Genomic DNA, 22,558 nt, shown 5'->3' with positions numbered 1-22,558 from the left:
CCTGCTCACGCTCCCGTGGCGACGACGAGGGCGGCGACCACCAGGACGACGGTGCCGGCGAGCAGCGCGCTCACATAGGTCTGGATGTTGCCGGTCTGGGCGCGGCGTACGGCCGTGCCCAGCAGGCGGGGCAGGGCGCCCGCGCCGTGGACGTAGGTGTCGACGACCTCGCGGTCGAGGAACCGGACGAGACTCGCGCCGGCCTGGACCGGGCGGACGAACAGGGCCGAGTACACGGCGTCGAGGTGGAAGCCGGCGGCGGCGTGGCGGTGCAGTGGGCCGAGCAGGAGACGGCCCGGGTCCGCCGGGTCGGGTGCCGAGGCCACGTTCCCGTAGGCCGGGGTGTGGCTGGCGATGGCCTCCGCCTCGACGGTGGCGGCGTCCGCGTCGGGGTGGGCCGCGACCGCGCCCAGCGGGACGCGGGCCGCCCTGGCCGTGACGGAGCGCCAGGCCGCGTAGGTCACCAGGGCTCCGATCAGGGCGGCGCCCGTGCCGAGGACGGACGTGGTGAGAGTGGGGGCCAGGTCCTCGCCGTCGAACCAGTCGGGGAGCCTGCCGTAGGCGAACCCGCCGAGGGCGAGGGACGGGACGGCCAGCACCCACAGCACGACGGTCATCGTGCGGGGCTGGCGGCCGTGGTCGGGGGCTTCGGCGCCCTTGCCGTGGAAGGCGAGCAGCCACAGGCGGGTGACGTACGCGGCGGTGAGCAGGGCCGTGAGGACACCGGCGACGAGGACGGTCCAGCCCGCGGCGCCGGGGACGGGGTCGGCGTGGCCGGTGGCGGCGTGCTCGGCGGCTCCGAGGACGGACTCCTTGGAGAAGAACCCGCTGAACGGCGGGATCGCGGCGAGGGCGAGCAGCGCCACGGTCATCGTCCAGAAGGCGTCGGGGACGCGTGCGCGCAGGTGGCTCATGCGGGACATGGCGGCCAGGGAGTTGGTGCCGGCGGCGTGGATGATCACGCCGGCCGCGAGGAACAGCAGCGCCTTGAAGGCGCCGTGGGAGATGAGGTGGAAGACGGCGGCACCGCGGTCGCCGACGGCGAGGGCGCCGGTCATGTAACCGAGCTGGCTCATCGTCGAGTAGGCGAGGACGCGCTTGATGTCGTCCTGGGCGAGCGCGGCGAGGGCCGAGCCGGTCATCGTGACCGCCGCCATGACGGCCATGACGAGCAGGGCCGCCGAGGAGGCGGCGAAGACCGGGAGGAGGCGCGCGACGAAGTAGACACCGGCGGCGACCATCGTCGCGGCGTGGATCAGCGCCGAGACGGGTGTGGGGCCCGCCATCGCGTCGGGGAGCCAGGTGTGGAGGGGGAACTGGGCGGACTTGCCCGCGACACCGGCGAGGAGCAGCAGGGCGATCAGCGTCGGATGGTCCAGGCCGCCTTCGGCGACGGTGGCCAGGATCCGGGTGATGCGGAACGACCCGGCGTCCGTGGCGAGGGCGAACAGACCGATCAGGAAGGGGACGTCACCGAGCTTGGTGACCAGGAAGGCCTTGAGGGAGGCGGCCCGGGCCTCAGGGGTCTCCCAGTAGTGGCCGACCAGGAAGTACGAACAGATGCCCATGATCTCCCAGCCGACCAGGAGCACCATCAGGTCGCCGGAGTAGACGACGAGGAGCATCGCGGAGGTGAAGAGGGAGACGAGAGCGGCGTACGAGGGGTAGCGCGGGTCGTCGCGCAGATAGCCCGTCGAGTAGATCTGCACACAGGTGGCGACCAGGCCGACCAGGACGGCGACCAGGGCGGCGAAGCCGTCGATGTGCAGGGCGAGTTCGATCGGGACCGAGCCGGTGGGGGTCAGCTGGGTGGCCGCGTCGACGGCCTTGTCACCGCCCTGGCGTACGGCGACGAGTACGGCCAGGGCGAAGGCCGTGACGGTGGGCAGTACGGCGAGGGGGCGGACGAAGCCGGGGGCGGTGCGGCCGAGGAGCAGGCCGGTCGCGGCGCCGAGGAACGGGAGGAGGGGGACGAGTACGGCGAGGGTGGTCGTGGTCACGCGGTGGCCTCAGCCTTCTCGGTCCGGCCGGAGGGGTCGGTCGTGCCGGTGGCCTCGTCGGAGCCGTCGGGGTCGTCGGTCTCGTGGCCCTCGGCGGTGTCGCGGAGCTTGTCGATGTCCGCGGTGCCACGGTTGCGGTGGACGGCGAGGACGATCGCCAGGCCGATGCCGATCTCGGCGGCGGCGATGGTGATCGTGAACAGCGTCAGGGCCTGGCCGGAGTGCAGGGTCTCCTCGGCGGCCTTGCTGAGCCAGACGTCGAAGGCGACGAGGTTGAGGTTGACGGCGTTGAGCATCAGCTCTACGGACATCAGGACGAGGATCGCGTTGCGGCGGGCGAGGACGCCGTAGAGGCCCGTGCAGAAGAGGAGGGCGGAGAGCACGACGGGGTAGGCGAGGTGCATCAGCGGACGCCTCCCTTGTCGGTGCCGGACTCGGACTTGGCTGCGGCTTCGGAGCGGGCTCCGGTATCGGCTCCGGTTCGAGTTTCGGCTGCGGTTCGGGGTCCGGTCGGCGGCTGGGGTGGGGTGCCGTTGCGGGGGCGGGGGGTGGTCGCGGGGGTCGGTGCGTCCGGCTTCGCCTTGCGGGAGAGGACGATCGCGCCGACCAGGGCGGCGAGAAGGAGGACGGAGAGGGCCTCGAAGGGGAGGACCCAGTTCTGGAAGAGGCTCTCGCCGGTGGCCTCGGTGGAGCCGGCGGCGGGACCGTCGAGGTCGATCCAGATGGTGCGGAAGGCGTCGACGACGACCCAGACCAGGGCGGCCGCCGAGGCGACGGCGACGGTGAGGGCGGCCCAGCGGTTGCCGGAGTCGGCGTCCGGGGAGCGGCCGATGGGGGCCTTGGTGAGCATCAGACCGAAGAGGAGGAGGACGACGACGGAACCGACGTAGATGAGGACCTGCACCCAGGCGATGAACTCGGCGGTCAGCAGGAGGTACTCGACGGCGAGCCCGCCGAGCGCCACCACCAGCCACAGGGCGGCGTGCACGAGCTGCCGGGTGGTGACGGTGACGATCGCGGCGCCGAAGGTGACCAGACCGACGAGGACGAAGGCGATCTCGACGCCGGTCGGGGAGAGAAAGCCCCGGGTCTCGACGGCGGCCAGGGCGGGGGCCAGGGCGGGGTGCGTCGTGGCGACGGCGGCGGCTGCGGCTGCGGCGAGGCTCACGCGTCTCCCTCCGGTGGCTCGGCCGGTTCGGTCGGTGGCTTGGACGGTTCGGTCGGTGGCTTGGACGGTTCGGCCGGCTCGGTGTTCTCGGCCTGCGCGGCTTGTTTCGCCTCGGCGGCCTCGGCCGCCTGGGCCGTCGCTAGTTTTTCGGCGGTCTTGCGGGCGGCGGCCAGTTCCTTGGGTTCCTCGGCCGAGGGGTCGAGGGCCGGCGGGGAGGGGACGGTCCACATCCACTCGCGGAGCTTGTCGCGCTCGTGGGTGAGTTCGTGGATGTCGGTCTCGGCGTACTCGAACTCCGGGGACCAGAAGAGGGCGTCGAAGGGGCAGACCTCGATGCAGATACCGCAGTACATGCAGAGGGAGAAATCGATGGCGAAGCGGTCGAGGACGTTGCGGCTGCGTTCGCGGCCGCCGGGGGCGGCGGGCGGGACCGTCTCCTTGTGGGAGTCGATGTAGATGCACCAGTCCGGGCACTCTCGGGCGCACAGCATGCAGACCGTGCAGTTCTCCTCGAAGAGCCCGATGACGCCACGGGTGCGGGGCGGGAGGTCGGGCTGGACGTCCGGGTACTGCTCGGTGACGGTCTTCCTCGTCATCGTGCGGAGGGTGACGGCCAGGCCCTTGGCGAGGCCGCTGCCGGGGATGGGGGCCATGGTTACCGGATCACCACCTTCACGACGCCGGTGAGGGCGATCTGGGCGAGGGAGAGGGGGACGAGGAGGGTCCAGGAGAGCTTCTGGAGCTGGTCCTCGCGCAGGCGGGGGTACGTCACGCGGAGCCAGATGACGATGAAGGCGAGGACGGCGGTCTTCAGGAGGGTCCAGACCCAGCCGAGGCCGTCGGCACCCCACGGGCCGTGCCAGCCGCCGAGGAAGAGGACGGTGGTCAGGCCGCACAGGACGACGATTCCGGCGTACTCGGCGAGGAGGAAGAGGGCGAAGCGGAGGCCGGTGTACTCGGTGTAGGCGCCGAAGATGATCTCCGAGTCGGCGACGGGCATGTCGAAGGGCGGGCGCTGGAGTTCGGCGAGGCCGGCGACGAAGAAGACGATCGCGCCGACGATCTGCCAGGGCAGCCACCACCACTCGAAGGCGTCGAGGATGCCGACCAGGGAGACCGTGCCGGCCGCCATCGCCACGGAGGCGGCGGTGAGCAGCATCGGGAGTTCGTAGGCGAGGAGCTGGGCAGCGGTGCGGAGGCCGCCGAGGAGGGAGAACTTGTTGGCGGAGGCCCAGCCGGCCATGAGGGAGCCGAGGACGCCCACGCCCATCACCGCGAGGACGAAGAAGATGCCCGCGTCGATGACCTCGCCGACGGCGCCCTCACCGGGGCCGATCGGGATGGCGAGGAGGACGAGGAGGTACGGGAGGAGGGCCACGGCCGGGGCGAGCTGGAAGATACGGCGGTCGGCTCCGGCCGGGACGATGTCTTCCTTCTGGGCGAACTTCACGCCGTCCGCGACGAGTTGGGCCCAGCCGTGGAAGCCGCCGGCGTACATGGGGCCGAGGCGGCCCTGCATGTGGGCCATGACCTTGTGTTCGGTCTGCCCGATGATCAGGGGGAAGGTCAGGAAGACGACGAAGACGATGAGGAGTCGCAGGGCGACGTCCAGAGCGTCGTTCACTGCGAGCCTCCCGTGGGGGGGTTGGGGTCAGGAACGTCATCGGGGGTGGCGTCGGGCTTGACGTCGGGCGTGACGTCCACGTGGCCGCCGTTGCCGTCGGGTGCTCCGACGCCTGGGGGCTGACTCGGAGGGGCCTTGTCCGGGGGCGTGCCGGGCGGCTCGGGTCGCCGCGGCGGGGTGTGCGGGGCCGGGGTGCGCTCGTCAGCGGTTGCCGGGGCAGAGGCGGACTGTGTGTCGGCTTCGGCCGCAGTTTCGGCTTCCGCTTCTCCCGCGGCTACGGCTTCGACTTCGGCCGCAGTTTCGGCTTCGGCTTCTCCCGCGGATTCGGCCGGATCGGGTTCCGCTTTTGCACCACGTGCGGCATCCGGCTGGGGGGTTGCGGAGCTGGTGGAGGCCTCTGGCTCGGGCTGCGTCGCGGGCTCGGCGTTCGGCTGAGGCTCACGCACGGCCGCAGGCTCGGCCTCGGCCTCGGGCTCGTCGAAGGCCGGGCGGGCTTGGTGCCAGGGCGCGTCCGTGCTGCGGGCGGCGGGGCGGGTGGGGCTCGGCTGAGCCGGGGGCTCGCCGGTGCCGGGAGCCTCGGCGGGGGTCACGCGTCGGCTCGCCGAGCCTCCCGAAGCGCTGCGGGCGCGGCGCGGGGCCGTAGGGCTGCCGCTCGCCTCGGGTGCCGGGCCGGCCGTCGGCAGGCTTGCCGAACCCTCGGCCGCCGAGCGCGCGCGGCGCGGGGAGGCCGAAGGGCCCGATGCGTCCGGTGCCGGGGCAGTCGTCGGCAGGCTCGCTGAGCCTTCGGCTGTTGTGCGGGTGCGGCGCGGGGAGGCCGGGGTGTCGGTGGGTGGGCTGGGCGTCGTCTGGCCGGCCGAGCCTTCGGCGGCTGTGCGCGTTCGGCGGGCCGAGCGGTCTCCGGCCGGGCGGGCGGCTGCGCCTCGGGCCGGGCGGGCGGGGGCCGGGGGGAGTTGGCCCTTGAGGGGGCCCCACTCGTTGGGGTCGGGGACGCCGGGCGGGAGCATCTGGCGGCGCTTGGGGGCGCCGTGCCCCGCAGACTCGCCCGGTTCCTTGGCGCCCGGCCAGGCCTTGGCCACGCGGGCCGCGAGGACGAAGTCCTTGCGGAGGGGGTGGCCCTCGAAGGTCTCGGGGAGGAGGAGGTGGTCCAGGGCGGGGTGGCCCTCGAAGCGGACGCCGAACATTTCGTGGGTCTCGCGTTCGTGCCAGGCCGCGCCGGCGTAGATGTCGACGGCGGTCGGCAGGACCGGGGCCTCGTGGGGAACCGTCGTACGCAGGAGGAGGCGGCGGACCGGGGCCAGGGCCACCACATGGGCCGCCACACGGAAGCCCGTGCCCGGTTCGTCGACCGCGCTCAGCCAGTCGAAATAGGTGCAGCCCAGGGTGGAGCGGGCCGTGCGCAGCGCCTCGGTCCAGGATGCGGACGGGACGTCCACGGTGAGGACGCCGTACGACTCCTCGGCCGTGGCCTCCGGGCCGAAGAGCTCCTCGGCGGGGGCGGGCAGCCAGCCGGTCACTTGTCCCCCACTTCAGCGCCACCACCGGCGGCCGTTTCGGCGGCATCGGAATCGGCCGCCGGTGGCTTCACCAAGCCGCTCTGCAGGGCCGCCGCGGACGGGCGGGGGCCTGCCGCAGCGCGGCCTGTCGTGCCGGGGTCGTTGGCGTAGCGCTCCCCCAGGGACTCCCGGGCGATCTTCTCCTGGAGTTTCAGGATGCCCTGGAGGAGGGCCTCCGGGCGGGGCGGGCAGCCGGGGACGTAGACGTCGACGGGGATGATCTGGTCGACGCCCTTGGTGACCGAGTAGGAGTCCCAGTAGGGGCCGCCGCAGTTGCTGCACGCGCCGAAGGAGATGACGTACTTCGGCTCAGGCATCTGTTCGTAGAGGCGCTTCACCGCCGGGGCCATCTTGTCCGTGACCGTGCCCGACACCACCATCAGGTCGGCCTGGCGCGGGCCGGGCGCGAACGGGATGACGCCGAGGCGGATGAAGTCGTGGCGGGCCATGGACGCGGCGATGAACTCGATCGCGCAGCAGGCGAGGCCGAAGTTGAAGACCCAGAGGGAGTACCGGCGGCCCCAGTTGAGGATCACCTTCATCGGCTCGGGCGCGAGGCGGGCGAGGGCACCCAGCCGTTTCGGCTCCGGGAGGAGAACGGGCTGCGGGGCGCCCGCCTCCGGCGGATTCGTTTCTGGCGTCACGTCCATGCCAGGACGCCCTTCTTGTATGCGTAGAGCAGGCCCACGGCGAGGAACCCGAGGAAGACGAACATCTCGACGAGGGTCGTCGCGCCGTAGCCGGGGTCGGCGAAGACCGTCGCCCAGGGGAAGAGGAAGATCGAGTCGATGGCGAAGATGACGTAGAGGAAGGCGTAGACGTAGTAGCGGACCTGGGTGTGGGCCCAGCCCTCGCCGACGGGGTCGACGCCGCACTCGTACGTCAGGAGCTTCTCCCGGGTGGGGACCTCGGGCCGCAGGAGGCGTCCCGCGCCGAAGGCGACGGCGACGAAGAGCACGCCCACGGCGGCGAGCAGTCCGACCACCGAGTAGGACTGGAAGTAGTCCGCCGCTACGGCGACGGTCGGTTCCGTGGCTGCGCCGACGGTCGGTTCCGCCGCTACGGCGACGGTCGGTTCCGGCACGTCCGTCCCTCGCTCCCTGGCCTGGCGATTCGTACGTACGTGATGCGGACGCCGTACGTGCTTCGCTGTTCGACGATCTGTACGCACGGGAGTCTAGGCCCTGCTAAAGAGACCGTAAGCAGCCCGTCACAGGTCGGCACTCCGGAGTGCCGTCGTGTCCGGGCCGGGACGGGTGAGGGGAGCGGGGTCGGGACGGGGCAGGACCAGGTGGGGTGGGGTTTTCCCCAGGGTGGCCGGGGAGGTCCGCCTCATGGCGCGGGGCGGGGGCGGGCGGGCAGGGTGGTGGCATGACCGAATCCCTCTCTTCCCCGGCCGGCTCCGGGCGGCCGTACGGTCGTCCGCTGCCCTCCAGCCAGACGCCCTCCGATCCGCTGCCGCCCGCACAGTTCGCGTTCGGGGGGCAGACGTGGCGGGAGATCGCGCATCTGCTGGCGAACCTGCCGCTCGCGCTGTTCGGGTTCGTGTACGTGACGACGGTGCTGTTCACCAGTGCCTTCCTGACGTTGACGGTGATCGGTTTTCCGCTGCTCGCCGCCGCGTTGATGGGGGCCCGGCAGTTGGGGCGGCTGGAGCGGATACGGGCGCGGGCGCTGCTGCGGGTGCGGGTGGACGAGCCGAGTCCGCTGCCGTTCCGTGGCATCGGACGGCGGGCGGACGAGGGGTTCTTCGCGCAGGTGTGGATGAGCGTGAAGGATCCGGTCGGCTGGCGTTCGATGCTGTACGAGCTGATCCGGATGCCGTGGGCCGTCACGACGTTCGTGATCACCCTCACGGGGCTGTTCGTGGCGTGGCCGGTGCTGCCGTACATCGTGCGGGGGCTGACGAACGTGGACCGGGTGATGGTGCGGTCCCTGTTGTCGCCCTCCGACGAGCTGGAGCGGCGGATCGCGGAGCTGGAGTCCGACCGGGGGGTCGTCGTCGACACGGCCGCGGCCGATCTGCGGCGGATCGAGCGGGATCTGCACGACGGGGCGCAGGCGCGGCTGGTGAATCTGGCGATGGGGCTCGGGCTCGCCAAGGAGAAGCTGCTGGAGGATCCCGACGCGGCTGCCTCGATGGTGGACGAGGCCCACGGTGAGGTGAAGCTGGCGTTGCAGGAGCTGCGGGATCTGGCGCGGGGGATCCATCCGGCGGTGCTGACGGATCGGGGGCTCGACGCGGCGTTGTCGTCGGTCGCGGCGCGGTGCGTCGCGCCGGTGAGGGTGAGCGTCGATCTCGCGGCGCGGCCTGCCGCCGCCATCGAGGGCATCGCGTACTTCACCGTGTCCGAGCTGCTGCAGAACATCAGCAAGCACAGTGGGGCGAAGGCCGCCTCGGTGGATGTCTGGCGTTCCGACGACCGGCTGCTGATTCAGGTGTGGGACGACGGGCGTGGGGGTGCGCGGCTCGACGGGGGCACCGGTATCGCCGGGCTCGCGGAGCGGCTCGACGCGGTCGACGGGCTGTTCGTCATCGACTCTCCGGTGGGTGGGCCCACGACTGTCACGGCGGAGTTGCCCTGGCGTGGACGGGGTGCGGGTACCTCCGGCGGTTGACCGGGGTGTGTTCGCGGTCGGGTGCCTTGGGGCGAGGGGTTCTTCGCTGTGGGCGCCCGTTCGCCTTTTCTCCGTGGGGGTGTCGCGTCGTGGGCGGGAGCTGGTTCGTGGTGGTTGTTGCTCGCGCGGTTCCCCGGGCCCCTTTCGGGGCGCGGCTCTGGTTGCGTGGGGTGGGGAAAACCCCCGTGTCGAGACGCCGACTTGCTCCATGGTCCGCCAGGGCCGGGGCGAGCAGGGTGGGAGTACGACATCGGGAGTGCGGGACCAGGGAAGGCGGGCGACGGTGATGGCCACGGAGTACGGGCACGGGTACGGGAGTTGGGACGAGGAGCGGCGGCGCCGGATGCCGGCCGGGTTGCGGGCGCCGTTCGAGGCGCGCAGCCGGCGGGAGCTCGGGTATGTGCTGCTGGGGCTGCCGGTGGGGATCCTGTTGTTCACGTACGCCGTGACGATGGTGTCGGTCGGCGCGGGGCTGCTGGTCACGTTCCTCGGGGTGCCGGTGCTGGCGGCGGGGCTGGCCGGGTGCCGGGGGTTCGGCGCGCTGGAGCGGGCGCGGGCGCGGGCGTTGCTCGGGGTGGAGGTGTCCGCGCCGGAGCCGTTGCGGCCGAAGGGGCGCGGGGCGATGGCGTGGATGGGCGCCGTGCTGCGCAGCGGGTCGTCGTGGCGGCAGCTGCTGTACGCGGTCGTGCAGTTCCCGTGGTCGGTGTTCTCGTTCGTGGTGGCGGTGACCTTCTGGACGTACGGGTGGGCGATGCTGACCTATCCGCTGTGGTTCTGGGTCTTCCCCGTGTGGGCCGGACAGGACGGGTTGCAGTTGTACGGGGACGAGACGCACTCCGTGTACCTGAACAACCCGTTCGAGGTGACCGTGACCGCGCTGGTGGGGCTGCTCTTCACGATGGCCACGCCGTGGATCGTGCGGGGGCTGACGATGGTCGACCGGGGGATGGTGAGCGCGCTGCTCGGGCCGTCGCGGCTGGGCGCGCGGGTGGTCGAGCTGGAGTCGGACCGGGGGGTCGTGATCGACACCGCCGCGGCTGATCTGCGGCGGATCGAGCGGGATCTGCACGACGGGGCGCAGGCACGGCTGGTGGCGTTGGCCATGGATCTGGGGCTGGCGAAGGAGAAGCTGGCGGAGGACCCGCGGGCGGCGGCGGTGATGGTGGACTCGGCGCACGGTGAGGTGAAGACGGCGCTGCAGGAGCTGCGGGATCTCGCGCGGGGCATCCATCCGGCCGTGCTGACCGACCGGGGGCTCGACGCGGCGCTGTCGTCGATCGCCTCGCGGTGTGCGGTGACGGTGGTGGTGGACGTGGACCTGCCGGCACGGCCGGTGCCGGCGATCGAGGGCATCGCGTACTTCACCGTCTCCGAGCTGCTGCAGAACGTCAGCAAGCACGCGGGGGCCTCGCAGGCGACCGTGGATGTGTGGAAGGTCGAGAACCGCCTGATGCTGCAGGTCACCGACGACGGCGTGGGCGGCGCCGACACCGGGCGCGGCTCCGGCCTGGCGGGGCTCGCCGAGCGGATCGGGGCGGTCGACGGCATCCTCGTCGTCGACTCGCCGGCCGGGGGGCCGACCCGGGTGACGGCAGAGCTGCCGTGGCGGGCGGCGTGACGGCGAAAGCTGAGGTGACGGCAGGGCCAGGGCTTGCTTGAGGGCCACGGCGAGGGCAGGAACCGGGGCCCGCGGGCGAAGGCCGTGAGCAGACATCGGCCTCCGAGGCCGAGGGCGGGAGCCGGGTCCCAGGGCCCTGGATGAGGGCGGGCCTACGAGCGGCAGCCGGGGGGCGGCTCGACGCCAGAGGCGGCGGCAGCAGCGGCAGCGGCAGCGGCCTGACCGTGGCGGCGCGCGCCCGGCATCACGACCCGACAGTGATCGGCTGAAAGCGGCCCGACAGCGGTCGCGGGGGCGCGCGGCAGCCGGGCGGGAATTAGCTGGGGTAAGGGCGGCCTACGAGCGGCAGCCGGGGGCGGCTCGACGCCAGAGGCGGCAGCAGCAGCGGCAGCCTGACCCTGGCGGCGCGCGCCCGGCATCACGACCCGACAGTGATCGGCTGAGAGCGGCCCGGCAGCGGTCGCGGGGGCGCGCGGCAGCCGGGCGGGAATTAGCTGGGGTAAGGGCGGGCCTGCGAACGGCAGCCGGGGGGCGGCTCGACGCCAGAGGCGGCAGCGGCGGCAGCAGCGGCAGCAGCGGCAGCGGGCCTGACCGTGGCGGCCCGTGCCCACGTTGCGTCAAGGATGTCCCGGCGAGCGCGTCCAGGGCTTACCACCCTCGGGCGCGCTTCCGTGTTCTCTTCCGGACTCGCCCGGTTCACGTCTTCTCGGCCCTCGGCCCTCGGCCCTCGGCCCAACCCGGGCTTCCATGGCCCCGGCCCCCGGCCCCTCCAAGCCGCCCCCACCCCAACCCTCACCCCTCCAGGCGGAGCGCCCGGCGCTGAATCCCCTGTCCGGTGGGGCGAGGGCGGCATTCGGCCAGTTCGTGGGGTGTTCCTGCCCCTGTTCTCCGGTCGGCGCAGCGCTCGGGCGTTCCGATGCTGGAATGCTGGGGCTGTCGTACGGGGCGGGCCCGGAGCACGGGCCGACCGGGGTGGATGTGGGTGTCGTGGGGGGACAAGGCGTGGAGGACAGGGTGCGGGTGGTCATCGCCGAGGATTCGGTGCTGTTGCGGGAGGGACTGACGCGACTGCTGACCGACCGGGGGCACGACGTCGTGGCGGGGGTCGGGGACGGCAACGCCCTGATCAAGACGATCACGGAGTTCGCGGCGCAGGGCGATCTCCCGGACGTGGTCGTGGCGGATGTGCGGATGCCGCCGACGCACACCGACGAAGGCGTGCGGGCTGCCGTACAGCTGCGGAAGCAGTATCCGGAACTGGGGGTGCTCGTGTTGTCGCAGTACGTGGAGGAGCGCTACGCCACCGAACTGCTCGCGGGGTCCAGCCGCGGCGTCGGGTACCTGTTGAAGGACCGGGTGGCCGAGGTGCGGGAGTTCGTGGACGCTGTGGTGCGGGTGGCACGGGGCGGTACGGCGCTGGACCCGGAGGTGGTCGCGCAGCTGCTCGGGCGGAGCCGGAAGCAGGACGTGGTCGCGGGGCTCACCCCGCGGGAGCGTGAGGTGCTGGGGCTGATGGCGGAGGGGCGGACCAACTCGGCGATCGCCCGGCAGCTCGTCGTCAGCGACGGGGCCGTCGAGAAGCACGTCAGCAACATCTTCCTGAAGCTCGGGCTGTCCCCGAGCGACGGGGACCACCGGCGTGTTCTGGCGGTGCTCACCTACCTCAATTCATGACCATCTGACACTGTGTCAGTAAGCGGTCGACCGGTCCTTCGACTTCCGCACCCGCCCTCGCAACCCGCCGCCCGGCCCGAGAACCGCCGGCCGGCGGTGCGCGTCCTCAATGGAAGCGACAGTGACGGGTAAATCGTGACAAGTCAGGGCGTTCGGCAGTCTCGAAACAGCGTCCAGCAGGCAAAAGCTAAGGGGATCGCCACCCTTGCCGACGTAGGGTTGGTCTTGGGAGGGCCGGCGGGACGGCCGTTCCCGGACAGCCGCCCCGAGGGAGGTCCAGTTCAGTGACCAGCCAGGTCAGCAGCCCAGCGGAGCAGGCCGACGAGGCCGCTCTGGGAGAACTGAGGGAACAGCGCAAACCGGCGGGGACGAAGGACGTCCGCCGACTCGATCGGGTGATCATTCGGTTCGCCGGGGACTCCGGTGACGGGATGCAGCTCACCGGCGACCGCTTCACCTCCGAGACCGCGTCCTTCGGCAACGACCTCTCCACCCTGCCGAACTTCCCCGCCGAGATCCGCGCCCCCGCCGGCACCCTGCCGGGTGTGTCCAGCTTCCAGCTGCACTTCGCCGACCACGACATCCTCACCCCGGGTGACGCGCCCAACGTGCTCGTCGCCATGAACCCGGCCGCCCTGAAGGCGAACATCGGTGACGTGCCGCGCGGCGCGGAGATCATCGTCAACACGGACGAGTTCACCAAACGGGCGATGCAGAAGGTCGGTTACGCGACCAGCCCGCTGGAGGACGGGTCGCTGGACGGATACAGCGTCCATCCGGTGCCGCTGACCACCCTCACCGTCGAGGCGCTCAAGGAATTCGACCTCAGCCGCAAGGAGGCCGAGCGCAGCAAGAACATGTTCGCGCTAGGCCTGCTGTCGTGGATGTACCACCGGCCGACCGAGGGCACCGAGAAGTTCCTGGCGGCCAAGTTCGCCAAGAAGCCCGAGATCGCGGCCGCCAACCTCGCCGCCTTCCGCGCCGGGTGGAACTTCGGCGAGACGACCGAGGACTTCGCGGTCAGCTACGAGGTCGCGCCGGCCGCCACCGCCTTCCCCGTGGGCACGTACCGGAACATCTCCGGGAACCTGGCACTGTCGTACGGGCTGATCGCGGCGTCCCGGCAGGCGGATCTGCCGCTGTACCTGGGCTCCTACCCGATCACGCCGGCCTCGGACATCCTGCACGAGCTGAGCCGGCACAAGAACTTCGGTGTGCGGACCTTCCAGGCCGAGGACGAGATCGCGGGGATCGGGGCCGCGCTGGGGGCCGCGTTCGGGGGGTCGCTGGCCGTGACCACCACGAGTGGTCCGGGCGTGGCACTCAAGTCGGAGACCATCGGGCTCGCCGTCTCGCTCGAACTGCCGCTGCTCGTCATCGACATCCAGCGCGGCGGGCCGTCCACCGGGCTGCCGACCAAGACCGAGCAGGCGGATCTGCTCCAGGCGATGTACGGCAGGAACGGGGAGGCGCCGGTACCGGTCGTCGCGCCGCGCACTCCGGCCGACTGTTTCGACGCGGCCATCGAGGCCGCCCGCATCGCGCTGAAATACCGCACGCCCGTCTTCCTGCTGTCCGACGGCTACCTCGCCAACGGCAGCGAGCCGTGGCGCATCCCCGAGACCGACGAACTGCCGGATCTGACCGTGCAGTTCACCCAGGGGCCCAACCACACCCTCGACGACGGCACCGAGGTCTTCTGGCCCTACAAGCGCGACCCGCAGACGCTCGCCCGCCCCTGGGCGATCCCGGGCACGCCGGGGCTCGAACACCGGATCGGCGGCATCGAGAAGCAGGACGGCACGGGCAACATCTCGTACGACCCGGCCAACCACGACTTCATGGTGCGGACCCGGCAGGCGAAGATCGACGGGATCGACGTGCCCGACGTCGAGGTCGACGATCCGCACGAGGCCCGGACCCTGGTGCTGGGCTGGGGGTCGACGTACGGGCCGATCACGGCGGCGGTACGGCGGCTGCGTACGGCCGGCGAGTCCATCGCGCAGGCCCATCTGCGGCACCTCAACCCCTTCCCGCGGAATCTGGGTGCGGTGCTGAGGCGCTACGACAAGGTGGTGGTCCCCGAGATGAACCTCGGGCAGCTCGCCATGCTCGTCCGGGCGAAGTACCTGGTCGACGCCCAGTCGTACAACCAGGTGAACGGTATGCCGTTCAAGGCGGAGCAGCTCGCCACGGCTCTCAAGGAGGCCATCGATGGCTGAGAGGTCCACGGAAGGCGCGGGTACGGGCGGCGTGATCGAGGCGCTCTCCCTCGTGCCCAAGGCCACGGCCCGGCAGTCCATGAAGGACTTCAAGTCCGACCAGGAAGTGCGCTGGTGCCCCGGCTGCGGTGACTACGCGATCCTCGCCGCCGTCCAGGGCTTCATGCCCGAACTCGGCCTGGCCCGGGAGAACATCGTCTTCGTCTCGGGCATCGGCTGCTCGTCCCGCTTCCCGTACTACATGGACACCTACGGGATGCACTCGATCCACGGGCGGGCGCCGGCGATCGCGACCGGGCTCGCCACCTCGCGGCGGGACCTGTCCGTCTGGGTGGTGACCGGTGACGGCGACGCGCTGTCCATCGGCGGCAATCACCTGATCCACGCCCTGCGCCGCAATGTGAACCTGAAGATCCTGCTCTTCAACAACCGCATCTACGGCCTGACGAAGGGCCAGTACTCCCCCACCTCCGAGGTCGGGAAGATCACCAAGTCGACGCCGATGGGGTCGCTGGACGCGCCCTTCAACCCGGTGTCGCTGGCGATCGGGGCGGAGGCGTCGTTCGTGGCGCGGACCGTCGACTCCGACCGCAAGCACCTGACGGAGGTGCTGCGGCAGGCCGCGGCCCACCCCGGTACGGCCCTGGTGGAGATCTACCAGAACTGCAACATCTTCAACGACAACGCCTTCGAGGTCCTCAAGGACCGACAGCAGGCGGAGGAAGCCGTGATCCGGCTGGAGCACGGCGAGCAGATCCGGTTCGGGGCGGACCGCGCGCGGGGGGTCGTACGGGACGACGCGACCGGTGATCTGTCGGTCGTCACCGTCACACCCGAGAACGAGTCGCGGGTCCTGGTCCACGACGCGCATGCCGCGTCCCCGACCACCGCGTTCGCGCTGTCACGGCTCGCCGACCCGGACACCCTCCACCACACCCCGATCGGTGTCCTGCGGTCCGTCCGACGACCCGTGTACGACACCCAGATGGCCGACCAACTCGACTCCGCCATCGAGCAGTTCGGCAAGGGTGACCTGTCGGCACTGCTGGCGGGCGGGGACACGTGGACGGTCGTCGGCTGAGGACGGACGGTCCGGCGGCGGCCGGCGGCGGCCGGCTGATGGCGGCCGCCTCCGGGCCCGGGGCGGCTCAGGCCCGGGCCTCGTCGTAGGCCTGCCGGGCCTCCTGGACGTCGCCCATGCGGTCCTTGGTCCAGGTCGCCAGGGCGCGTACCTGTTCGGCGGCCTCGCGGCCGAGGTCGGTGAGGGAGTAGTCGACGCGGGGCGGGATGACGGGCTTGGCATCGCGGTGGACGAGGCCGTCGCGCTCCAGGGTCTGGAGGGTCTGGGTGAGCATCTTCTCGCTGACGCGGCCGATGGCCCGGCGCAGCTCGCTGAAGCGGTACGGCCGCTCCAGCAGCTCGATCAGGACGAGGACGCCCCAGCGACTGGTGACATGCTCCAGAACCAGGCGGTAGGGGCACAGACCCTCGCCGTTCATGTCGTGCTTGCTCGCGGGCTGGGTCGACACCCTACTTACGGCCATGCCAGTACCTTACTTCAAAGTGGGTACTTTCGTAGAGTTAGCGCACCCCCTAGGGTTAGTGGCGCATCCCGCCCCCTGGAGGAGTTTCACCATGAGCATCGTTGTCACCGGAGCGACCGGACACCTCGGCAAGTTCGTCGTCGAGGGGCTGCTGGAGAATGTCCCGGCCGAGCAGATCACGGCCGTCGTCCGCAGCGCGGAGAAGGCCGCCGGGTTCGCCGCGCGCGGCGTGAAGGTCGTCGTCGCCGACTACAGCGCCCCCGAGACCTTCGACGGCGTCCTCGCCGCCGGTGACAAGGTGCTGCTGATCTCCGGCAGCGAGATCGGCGCCGACCGGGTGGGCCAGCACAAGGTCGTGATCGACGCCGCCAAGGCGGCCGGGGTCGCGCTCCTCGCGTACACCAGCGCGCCGGGCAGCCTGAAGGCCGCGCTCGCGAACGACCACCGGGGCACCGAGGAGGCGCTGCTCGCCTCCGGTCTGCCGTACGTCCTGCTGCGCAACGGCTGGTACAACGAGAACTACACCGAGCAGCTCGCGCCGGTGCTGGAGTACAGCGCCGTCACGCACGCCGCCGGCGAGGGCCGCGTCTCCTCCGCGACCCGCGCGGACTACGCGGCCGCCGCGGTCGCCGTGCTCACCGGTGAGGGCCACGAGAACCAGACGTACGAGCTCGGCGGCGACGTCGCCTGGAGCTTCGCCGAGTACGCGGCCGAGCTGAGCGGGCAGACCGGCAAGGAGATAGCGAACAACGCCGTCTCCGTCGATGTCCTCACCGGCATCCTGGCCGGCGTCGGACTTCCCGAGCCGCTGCCGGCGATCCTCGCGGGCGTCGACGCGTCCATCGAGAAGGGCGAGCTGGTCGTCTCCTCCGGCGACCTCTCCCGCCTCATCGGCCGCCCGACCACGCCGATCGCGGACTCGATCGCGGTGGCACTGAAGGGCTGATCCGCCACAGTCGTCACCTGTCCGGCGACGGCCGCGGCCGTCGCCGGACATCCCGGAACCCGGGGGTCACGCGCCCCGGACACGAGCACCGAACTCCCCCTAGGGGCAGCCACCCCCGACTGTCATGACCGTATGCCGATACGGGCATGACAGCCGGGGGTGCCCGGCGTTACCTTCGACAGAGCGTTCGTGACGGCGCTCGTGAGGGCCTGAGGGCTGGGGGTCGCGACGGCGCGGCCGGTGAGAAGGAGGGGCCGTGGCGGCGCAGTCGAGGGGCGAACACCGGACAGGGCTGCTGAACGGCTTCGCCGCGTACGGGATGTGGGGGATCGTCCCGCTCTTCTGGCCGCTGCTGAAGCCCTCCGGGGCACTGGAGATACTCGCCCACCGCATGGTGTGGTCCCTCGCGGTCGTCGGCGTCGCGCTGCTGGTGCTGCGGCGCTGGTCCTGGGCCGGCGAACTGCTGCGGCAGCCGCGCAGGCTCGCCCTGGTCGCGGTCGCGGCGACGGTGATCACCGTCAACTGGGGCGTGTACATCTGGGCCGTCAACGCCCACCAGGTGGTCGAGGCCTCCCTCGGGTACTTCATCAACCCGCTCGTCACCATCGCCATCGGCGTCCTGCTGCTGAAGGAACGGCTGCGACCCGTCCAGTGGACGGCGGTCGGCATCGGCTTCGCGGCCGTCCTCGTCCTCACGATCGGTTACGGGCGGCCGCCGTGGATCTCTCTCTGCCTCGCCTTCTCCTTCGCCACGTACGGGCTCGTGAAGAAGAAGGTCAACCTGGGCGGCGTCGAGTCGCTCGCCGCGGAGACCGCGATCCAGTTCCTGCCCGCGCTGGCCTATCTGCTGTGGCTGGGGTCACGGGGGGACGCCACCTTCGGCCCGGAGGGGACGGTGCACGCCCTGCTCCTCGCCGCGACCGGACTGGTGACCGCGCTGCCGCTGGTCTGCTTCGGGGCGGCCGCGATCCGGGTGCCGCTGTCCACGCTGGGACTGCTGCAGTACCTGGCGCCGGTGTTCCAGTTCCTGCTGGGTGTCTGGTACTTCGGCGAGGCCATGCCGCCCGAGCGGTGGGCGGGCTTCGCGCTGGTGTGGCTGGCGCTGTCGCTGCTGACCTGGGACGCGCTGCGGACGGCACGGGGCGCGCGCAGGCGGCTGGAGGAGCTGACCATCGCCGCCGAAGCCACTGAGGCGCGAACCCCGCTGGCCAAATAGCACCCTTGACGGAGAGTCAGTCCCGCCCGCACCATCCAGGCACCTCATTCACCGGGTTAGCCATGGACACATCAACAGTGTCGTCCACGGCGGCCCCATGGAATTCGGAGCCCCCCACTATGAAGCTCTCTGTTCCAGCCACGGGACGCACCGCCCTCGCCGCCGCCGTCGCGGTGGCCACGCTGCTCACCACCGGGTCCATAGCCGGGGCGGCCCCCGCCCCCGACATGGCGATCGCCGCCGCGCCCGACCTCCCCGTGGCCAACGTCAAGGCCCACCTGACCCAGTTCCAGTCCATCGCCGCGGCCAACGGCGGCAACAGAGCCCACGGCCGCGCCGGCTACCTCGCGTCACTGAACTACGTGAAGGGCAAGCTCGACGCGGCCGGCTTCGTCACCACCACGCAGTCCTTCACGTCCGGCGGCCGCACCGGCTACAACCTGATCGCGGACTGGCCCGGCGGCGACACCAACCAGGTTGTCATGGCCGGTTCACACCTGGACAGTGTCACCACAGGTGCCGGCATCAACGACAACGGCTCGGGCTCGGCCGCGGTGCTGGAGGCGGCTCTGACCGTGTCCCGCACGAACTACCAGCCCACGAAGCACCTGCGGTTCGCCTGGTGGGGCGCGGAGGAGCTGGGCCTCGTCGGCTCCCGCTTCTACGTCAACAACCTGTCCACCGCGAACCGGGCCCGCATCAGCGGGTACCTCAACTTCGACATGATCGGTTCGCCGAACCCCGGGTACTTCGTCTACGACGACGACCCGGTCATCGAGCAGACCTTCAAGGACTACTTCACGGGGATCGGTGTCCCGACCGAGATCGAGACCGAGGGGGACGGCCGCTCCGACCACGCGCCCTTCAAGAGCGCCGGCGTCCCCGTCGGCGGCCTCTTCACGGGCGCGAGCCACGCAAAGACGGCCGCGCAGGTCACCAAGTGGGGCGGTACGTCCGGCCAGGCCTTCGACCGCTGCTACCACTCGTCCTGCGACAACACGTCCAACATCAACGACACGGCGCTCGACCGGAACAGTGATGCGCTGGCGTACGCGGTGTGGGAGCTGTCGGAGTAGAGGCGGCGCCTCTCGTAGGCAGTGCTTCGGGTGATGCGGTTCCGGGATCGGTCAGCGGCGTGGACCCGCGGCCGCTCCCGGACCCGGCCCCGGACCCGGAGGACGCTGCCCCTGCCCCTGCGGTACGGCGGGTGTTCGCGTGCGGGTGACCGCCGAGGTGCGTTCCGCCGCGAGGGCGTGGGTGTGGGCCGGGGTCGCACTCGTCGACCGGAGACGGGACGCGGCCGAGGTGGGCATGCGGGTGCCGTGGGCGAGGTCGGCGGCCGCTGCGGAGCGGAGGGCGGCGAGCCGGGCCAGGTGGCTCTGCCGCTGTTCCGGGCTGAGCGAGGCGATGTCGACACCCAGAGCGGCCCGTACGGCCGCGGGGTGCGTCGGAATCGGGGCGGCGCCCTGCGCGGGGGCACGGGAGGGGTCCAGACCGGCGGAACGCAGGGCTGCGGCGCGGGCGTTCCAGGGGGCCGCTTCGGACGTACGGCGGTGAGGGGTGCGGGGGTCGCCGTCCTGGGCCCCGGACACGCGCGCCGATCGGTCGAGGGCTCGCCAACTCATCGTGCCGGTCAACTCGTTGAACGTGACCTCGACTCGGGGGCGGGGGCTTTCGGAAGACGGGTACGGGGAGCGGCGGCGGGCCGCGTCGGGGAGGGGAGCAGGGGCGAGGTGGCGGGCGGGGTCCCGACGACTGCTGCCCGAGCCGCCCGGGAGCTCCTCACCGCGCCCACCGGTCCGGCGGACCGTCCCGTCGGCCCGACTGCCGACGCCACCCCATGTCTGCCCGCCGGGCCGGCCGGCTCGGCTGCCGCGGTGGTTTCGGCCGGGGTCACTGGCCATGGGCGTAGGGGGCGCCGTCGAGGGCGCGGGCCCGCTCGGTGAGGCGGGTCATGCGGGTGCGGGCCTTTTCGAGTTGTTCCAGGTCGTCGGCGGCGGGGCCGGCGTCGGCGGCGAGGTCGGCCCAGACGGCGATCAGGTCGCGGCCCAGGTGCAGGCCCTGGAGCGGGTCGCGGACCGCGCGCCAGGCAGCCGCCGCGCTCTGGACGTTGCCGTACGCGGCACGCTGGTCGCGCAGACGGTGGCGGAGGACGGCCAGGTCGAGGGAGAGGTGGAAGGAGCGGAGGGCGTCTCCGGCCAAGTAGGCGATGTAGGCGGTGAGTTCGCGGAGCTTCAACACCTCTTGGTGCTGCGGGCCCAGCGCCGCCGTCGCCTGGGCGACCGTCTGCTCGGCCATCTCCGCGGCCTCCTGGATGCGGCCCAGTTTCACCGCCTCGTTGATGTGCGACACGGACTCCGCGAACGGTGACGCCGTACCGCCGTCCTCCGTCGGCATGTCCAGCACCGACTCGGCCACCGCGTCGAACTCCCGTACTGGTGCGGGCTTCGGCGCGCTGTCCTCCTCCTCCAGCACCTTCCACTCGGGAGCCGAGTAGGCGTCCGTCGCGGACTCCTCCGGAGGGGCCGGCGCGAAGGGTACGGGTTCAGGAGCGGGAACCGGGGCCGTCGTGTGGGGCGGCATCGGGGGCGGTGTCGGCGGCCAGGGCTGGGGCTCCAGCGAGGCGGGACCCGAGTCCGAGGACGGTGTCGGCTCGTCCGTCGTCTCCGGAGAGGGGTCGTCGGCCGGGGCCGGGGGCCAGGGCTGCGGATTCAGCGACGCGTTGCTCGACTCCGGGGAGGCCACGGCGTCCGGCGTGGGGGCGGGGGGCCGCACCGGGGCCGTCCCGCCCGGAGTCCAGGACTGCGCCTCCGGAGACGGTTCGGCATCCGGTGCGTGCGCGAAGTCCCCTACGGGCGCCGAGGTCCGGCTCGGGGGCCGCTGCTGCGGCTCCAGGGAGGCCGGGGTCGGCCGTGGAGTGTCCGGCGGGGTCACGGGCGGGATGTCGGCCTGGTCCGGGTGCCAGGCCCGGGGGGTCGTCCGGGCCTGGGGCGCAGGCAGCTCCTGGTCCGGCGCCGGGCCGAACTCGCCCGTCGGGGGTGAGACGGTGCCGGCGGCCGGGGCGGCCTCGCGGGTGGGCTCGGGTGTCGGGGGGGTGTTGTCCGGATCCGTGGGAATGCCCGCCAGGGTCAACTGGAGGCCCGGCGTGCGGGGCGGCTGCGGCTTCGCCAAGGGCCCCTCCGTCGGTTCCGGCACCGCGCGCAGCACGAACGTCGACGGCGGAACCCCGCCCGACACCGGCTCCACCAGCTGTCCCGGCTTCTCCTTCGCCGCCGTGAGCGGCATCGTCCGGGGCTCACGCTTCGCCTCCGGGGCCACCGCGGCCACGGGTTCCGCCATGGGCTCCACCGGGGGCTGGTCCGACGTCACCTCGGCAGCGGCCGGCTCCGGCGCGTGCGCGGGTGCGGGTGCGGGTGCGGGGGGCTCCGGTGCGGGCGCGGGCTTCGCCGCCGACAGCGGGAGCGTCCTGGGCTCCCGCTTCGGCTGCGGGTGGGAGGGCGACTGAGGCTCCGGCCGTGCGTGGGCCTGCGGGTTCACATCCGGCTGAGCCTGCGGCTCGGGGTGTGCCGACGGCTCCCGGTCTCCCTGAGCCTGCCACTGCGGCCGCGCCTGGGCCTGGGCCTGCGGCTGCCCGTGCGGCTGGGACTGTCCGTCCGACTGCGGCTGCCACTCGGCCCGCGGCTGACGCTCGCCCTGAACCTGCGGCCGTACGTCCGGCTGCGATGCATGCTCAGCCTGGGCCTGGGCCTGCCACTGCGGCTCCGGCCGGACCTGGTGATGCGGGTGGGCCTGCGGTGGTGACGGTGTGTGGGGTGCCGTACCGGTGGGGCGGCCCAACTGGCTCTGCTCTTCCGGAAGTTCCGGCTCGACGGCTGCCGACTCCGGCACCGCGCGCAGTACGTGGGTCGACCGGTCACGGCGGGGCCCTTGCACGGGCGCCGACGGCTCCGGTGCCGCCCATCGGGCCGCCTCCTCGCCGAGGTGGGCCGGCACGGCGGCACTCTCGTGCGCGGCCCCGGCCCTGAGGCCTCCCCCACTTCCCGGCGCTCCCGCGAACCCCTTCGGCTCGCTCACCCGCACGGGTTCCCCGGCGTACTGGCTGGAGCCGTCGACGTGGATCTGGAGGGGGACGACGTAACCGATGCGCTCGTCGTGGACGGTGGCGAGGACGGGGTGGCCGGTGGCGAGGGCGAGGCGGTGGAGGTAGTCGAGGGCGGCGGCCTGGAGGGACTCCCCGGCGGCCGGGGGCACCGACATGCCGCCGACACTCGCACCGGCCTCGGCGGAGACGCGCACGTCGATCGGGGTCAGCCCGGCCGACGCACGCCCCGCGCGCTTGAGTTCCCGCTTCTGTTCGCGGCTGAGTCGAGTCAT

19 protein-coding genes are annotated in these 22,558 nt (G+C 72.1%); 8 read left to right on the top strand and 11 right to left on the bottom strand.

The window, feature by feature from the left end:
- Positions 1-5: 5 nt before the first annotated feature.
- From OG858_RS27780 to OG858_RS27745, 8 genes are read right to left on the bottom strand one after another with little or no spacing between them, the layout of a single operon-like run.
- On the bottom strand, positions 6-2,000 hold the full coding sequence (locus tag OG858_RS27780; protein ID WP_086750905.1) for an NADH-quinone oxidoreductase subunit 5 family protein: 1,995 nt from the start codon (positions 1,998-2,000) through the stop codon (positions 6-8).
- On the bottom strand, positions 1,997-2,404 hold the full coding sequence (gene nuoK, locus OG858_RS27775) for an NADH-quinone oxidoreductase subunit NuoK (protein WP_086750904.1): 408 nt from the start codon (positions 2,402-2,404) through the stop codon (positions 1,997-1,999). Before nuoK ends, OG858_RS27780 begins: the two co-directional genes overlap by 4 nt.
- Positions 2,404-3,168 carry an NADH-quinone oxidoreductase subunit J family protein gene (locus OG858_RS27770; RefSeq protein WP_408059432.1) on the bottom strand — a complete coding sequence of 255 codons (765 nt, stop codon included), beginning with the start codon at positions 3,166-3,168 and terminating at the stop codon, positions 2,404-2,406. Before OG858_RS27770 ends, nuoK begins: the two co-directional genes overlap by 1 nt.
- Entirely contained in the window at positions 3,165-3,821 is a 657-nt protein-coding gene (locus OG858_RS27765) for a NuoI/complex I 23 kDa subunit family protein (RefSeq protein ID WP_328544309.1), read from the bottom strand. Before OG858_RS27765 ends, OG858_RS27770 begins: the two co-directional genes overlap by 4 nt.
- Before the next feature lie 2 nt (positions 3,822-3,823).
- A complete protein-coding gene (locus tag OG858_RS27760; RefSeq protein ID WP_319066311.1) occupies positions 3,824-4,792 on the bottom strand; it encodes a complex I subunit 1/NuoH family protein in 969 nt (322 codons plus the stop codon).
- Positions 4,789-6,306: an NADH-quinone oxidoreductase subunit C gene (locus OG858_RS27755; RefSeq protein ID WP_327744831.1), complete on the bottom strand. Its 1,518-nt coding sequence runs from the start codon at positions 6,304-6,306 to the stop codon at positions 4,789-4,791. Before OG858_RS27755 ends, OG858_RS27760 begins: the two co-directional genes overlap by 4 nt.
- Entirely contained in the window at positions 6,303-6,995 is a 693-nt protein-coding gene (locus tag OG858_RS27750) for an NADH-quinone oxidoreductase subunit B (protein WP_319322206.1), read from the bottom strand. The genes OG858_RS27755 and OG858_RS27750 overlap by 4 nt, the downstream gene beginning before the upstream one ends.
- Positions 6,986-7,429, bottom strand: a complete 444-nt coding sequence (locus OG858_RS27745; RefSeq protein ID WP_086754361.1) for an NADH-quinone oxidoreductase subunit A — start codon at positions 7,427-7,429, stop codon at positions 6,986-6,988. Before OG858_RS27745 ends, OG858_RS27750 begins: the two co-directional genes overlap by 10 nt.
- Positions 7,430-7,716: 287 nt before the next feature.
- Here OG858_RS27745 and OG858_RS27740 point away from each other — a divergent pair, with 287 nt between their 5' ends.
- From OG858_RS27740 to OG858_RS27720, 5 genes are all read left to right on the top strand, one after another.
- Positions 7,717-8,964: a sensor histidine kinase gene (locus OG858_RS27740; protein WP_319266871.1), complete on the top strand. Its 1,248-nt coding sequence runs from the start codon at positions 7,717-7,719 to the stop codon at positions 8,962-8,964.
- 286 nt (positions 8,965-9,250) lie between these two features.
- Positions 9,251-10,582, top strand: a complete 1,332-nt coding sequence (locus tag OG858_RS27735; protein WP_086749959.1) for a sensor histidine kinase — start codon at positions 9,251-9,253, stop codon at positions 10,580-10,582.
- Positions 10,583-11,596: 1,014 nt separating this feature from the next.
- A complete protein-coding gene (locus OG858_RS27730; protein ID WP_319066409.1) occupies positions 11,597-12,256 on the top strand; it encodes a response regulator transcription factor in 660 nt (219 codons plus the stop codon).
- 284 nt (positions 12,257-12,540) lie between these two features.
- On the top strand, positions 12,541-14,478 hold the full coding sequence (locus OG858_RS27725) for a 2-oxoacid:acceptor oxidoreductase subunit alpha (protein ID WP_086748556.1): 1,938 nt from the start codon (positions 12,541-12,543) through the stop codon (positions 14,476-14,478).
- The gene (locus OG858_RS27720) at positions 14,471-15,559 is read left to right on the top strand and encodes a 2-oxoacid:ferredoxin oxidoreductase subunit beta (protein ID WP_086748555.1); all 1,089 of its coding nucleotides are present in this window, start codon (positions 14,471-14,473) and stop codon (positions 15,557-15,559) included. Before OG858_RS27725 ends, OG858_RS27720 begins: the two co-directional genes overlap by 8 nt.
- 67 nt (positions 15,560-15,626) lie before the next feature.
- Here OG858_RS27720 and OG858_RS27715 read toward each other — a convergent pair whose 3' ends face one another.
- On the bottom strand, positions 15,627-16,022 hold the full coding sequence (locus OG858_RS27715; RefSeq protein WP_179200989.1) for a winged helix-turn-helix transcriptional regulator: 396 nt from the start codon (positions 16,020-16,022) through the stop codon (positions 15,627-15,629).
- A gap of 91 nt (positions 16,023-16,113) precedes the next feature.
- On the opposite strand from OG858_RS27715, the gene OG858_RS27710 reads away from it, so the two are divergent.
- From OG858_RS27710 to OG858_RS27700, 3 genes are all read left to right on the top strand, one after another.
- On the top strand, positions 16,114-16,968 hold the full coding sequence (locus OG858_RS27710) for an SDR family oxidoreductase (protein WP_086748553.1): 855 nt from the start codon (positions 16,114-16,116) through the stop codon (positions 16,966-16,968).
- A gap of 256 nt (positions 16,969-17,224) precedes the next feature.
- Positions 17,225-18,184 (top strand): EamA family transporter RarD, encoded by a 960-nt coding sequence (gene rarD / locus OG858_RS27705; protein ID WP_328544310.1) that lies wholly within the window; start codon positions 17,225-17,227, stop codon positions 18,182-18,184.
- Between the two features lie 119 nt (positions 18,185-18,303).
- Positions 18,304-19,260, top strand: a complete 957-nt coding sequence (locus tag OG858_RS27700; RefSeq protein ID WP_328544311.1) for a M28 family metallopeptidase — start codon at positions 18,304-18,306, stop codon at positions 19,258-19,260.
- A gap of 51 nt (positions 19,261-19,311) precedes the next feature.
- Here OG858_RS27700 and OG858_RS27695 read toward each other — a convergent pair whose 3' ends face one another.
- Positions 19,312-20,088 carry a hypothetical protein gene (locus OG858_RS27695; RefSeq protein WP_328544312.1) on the bottom strand — a complete coding sequence of 259 codons (777 nt, stop codon included), beginning with the start codon at positions 20,086-20,088 and terminating at the stop codon, positions 19,312-19,314.
- Positions 20,078-22,558 (bottom strand): hypothetical protein, encoded by a 2,481-nt coding sequence (locus OG858_RS27690; RefSeq protein ID WP_328544313.1) that lies wholly within the window; start codon positions 22,556-22,558, stop codon positions 20,078-20,080. Before OG858_RS27690 ends, OG858_RS27695 begins: the two co-directional genes overlap by 11 nt.

This window comes from Streptomyces europaeiscabiei (assembly GCF_036346855.1).
GTDB lineage: Bacteria > Actinomycetota > Actinomycetes > Streptomycetales > Streptomycetaceae > Streptomyces > Streptomyces europaeiscabiei.
Note: the sequence above shows the minus strand (reverse complement) of the source record. Positions and strands in the feature narration are given on the sequence as shown.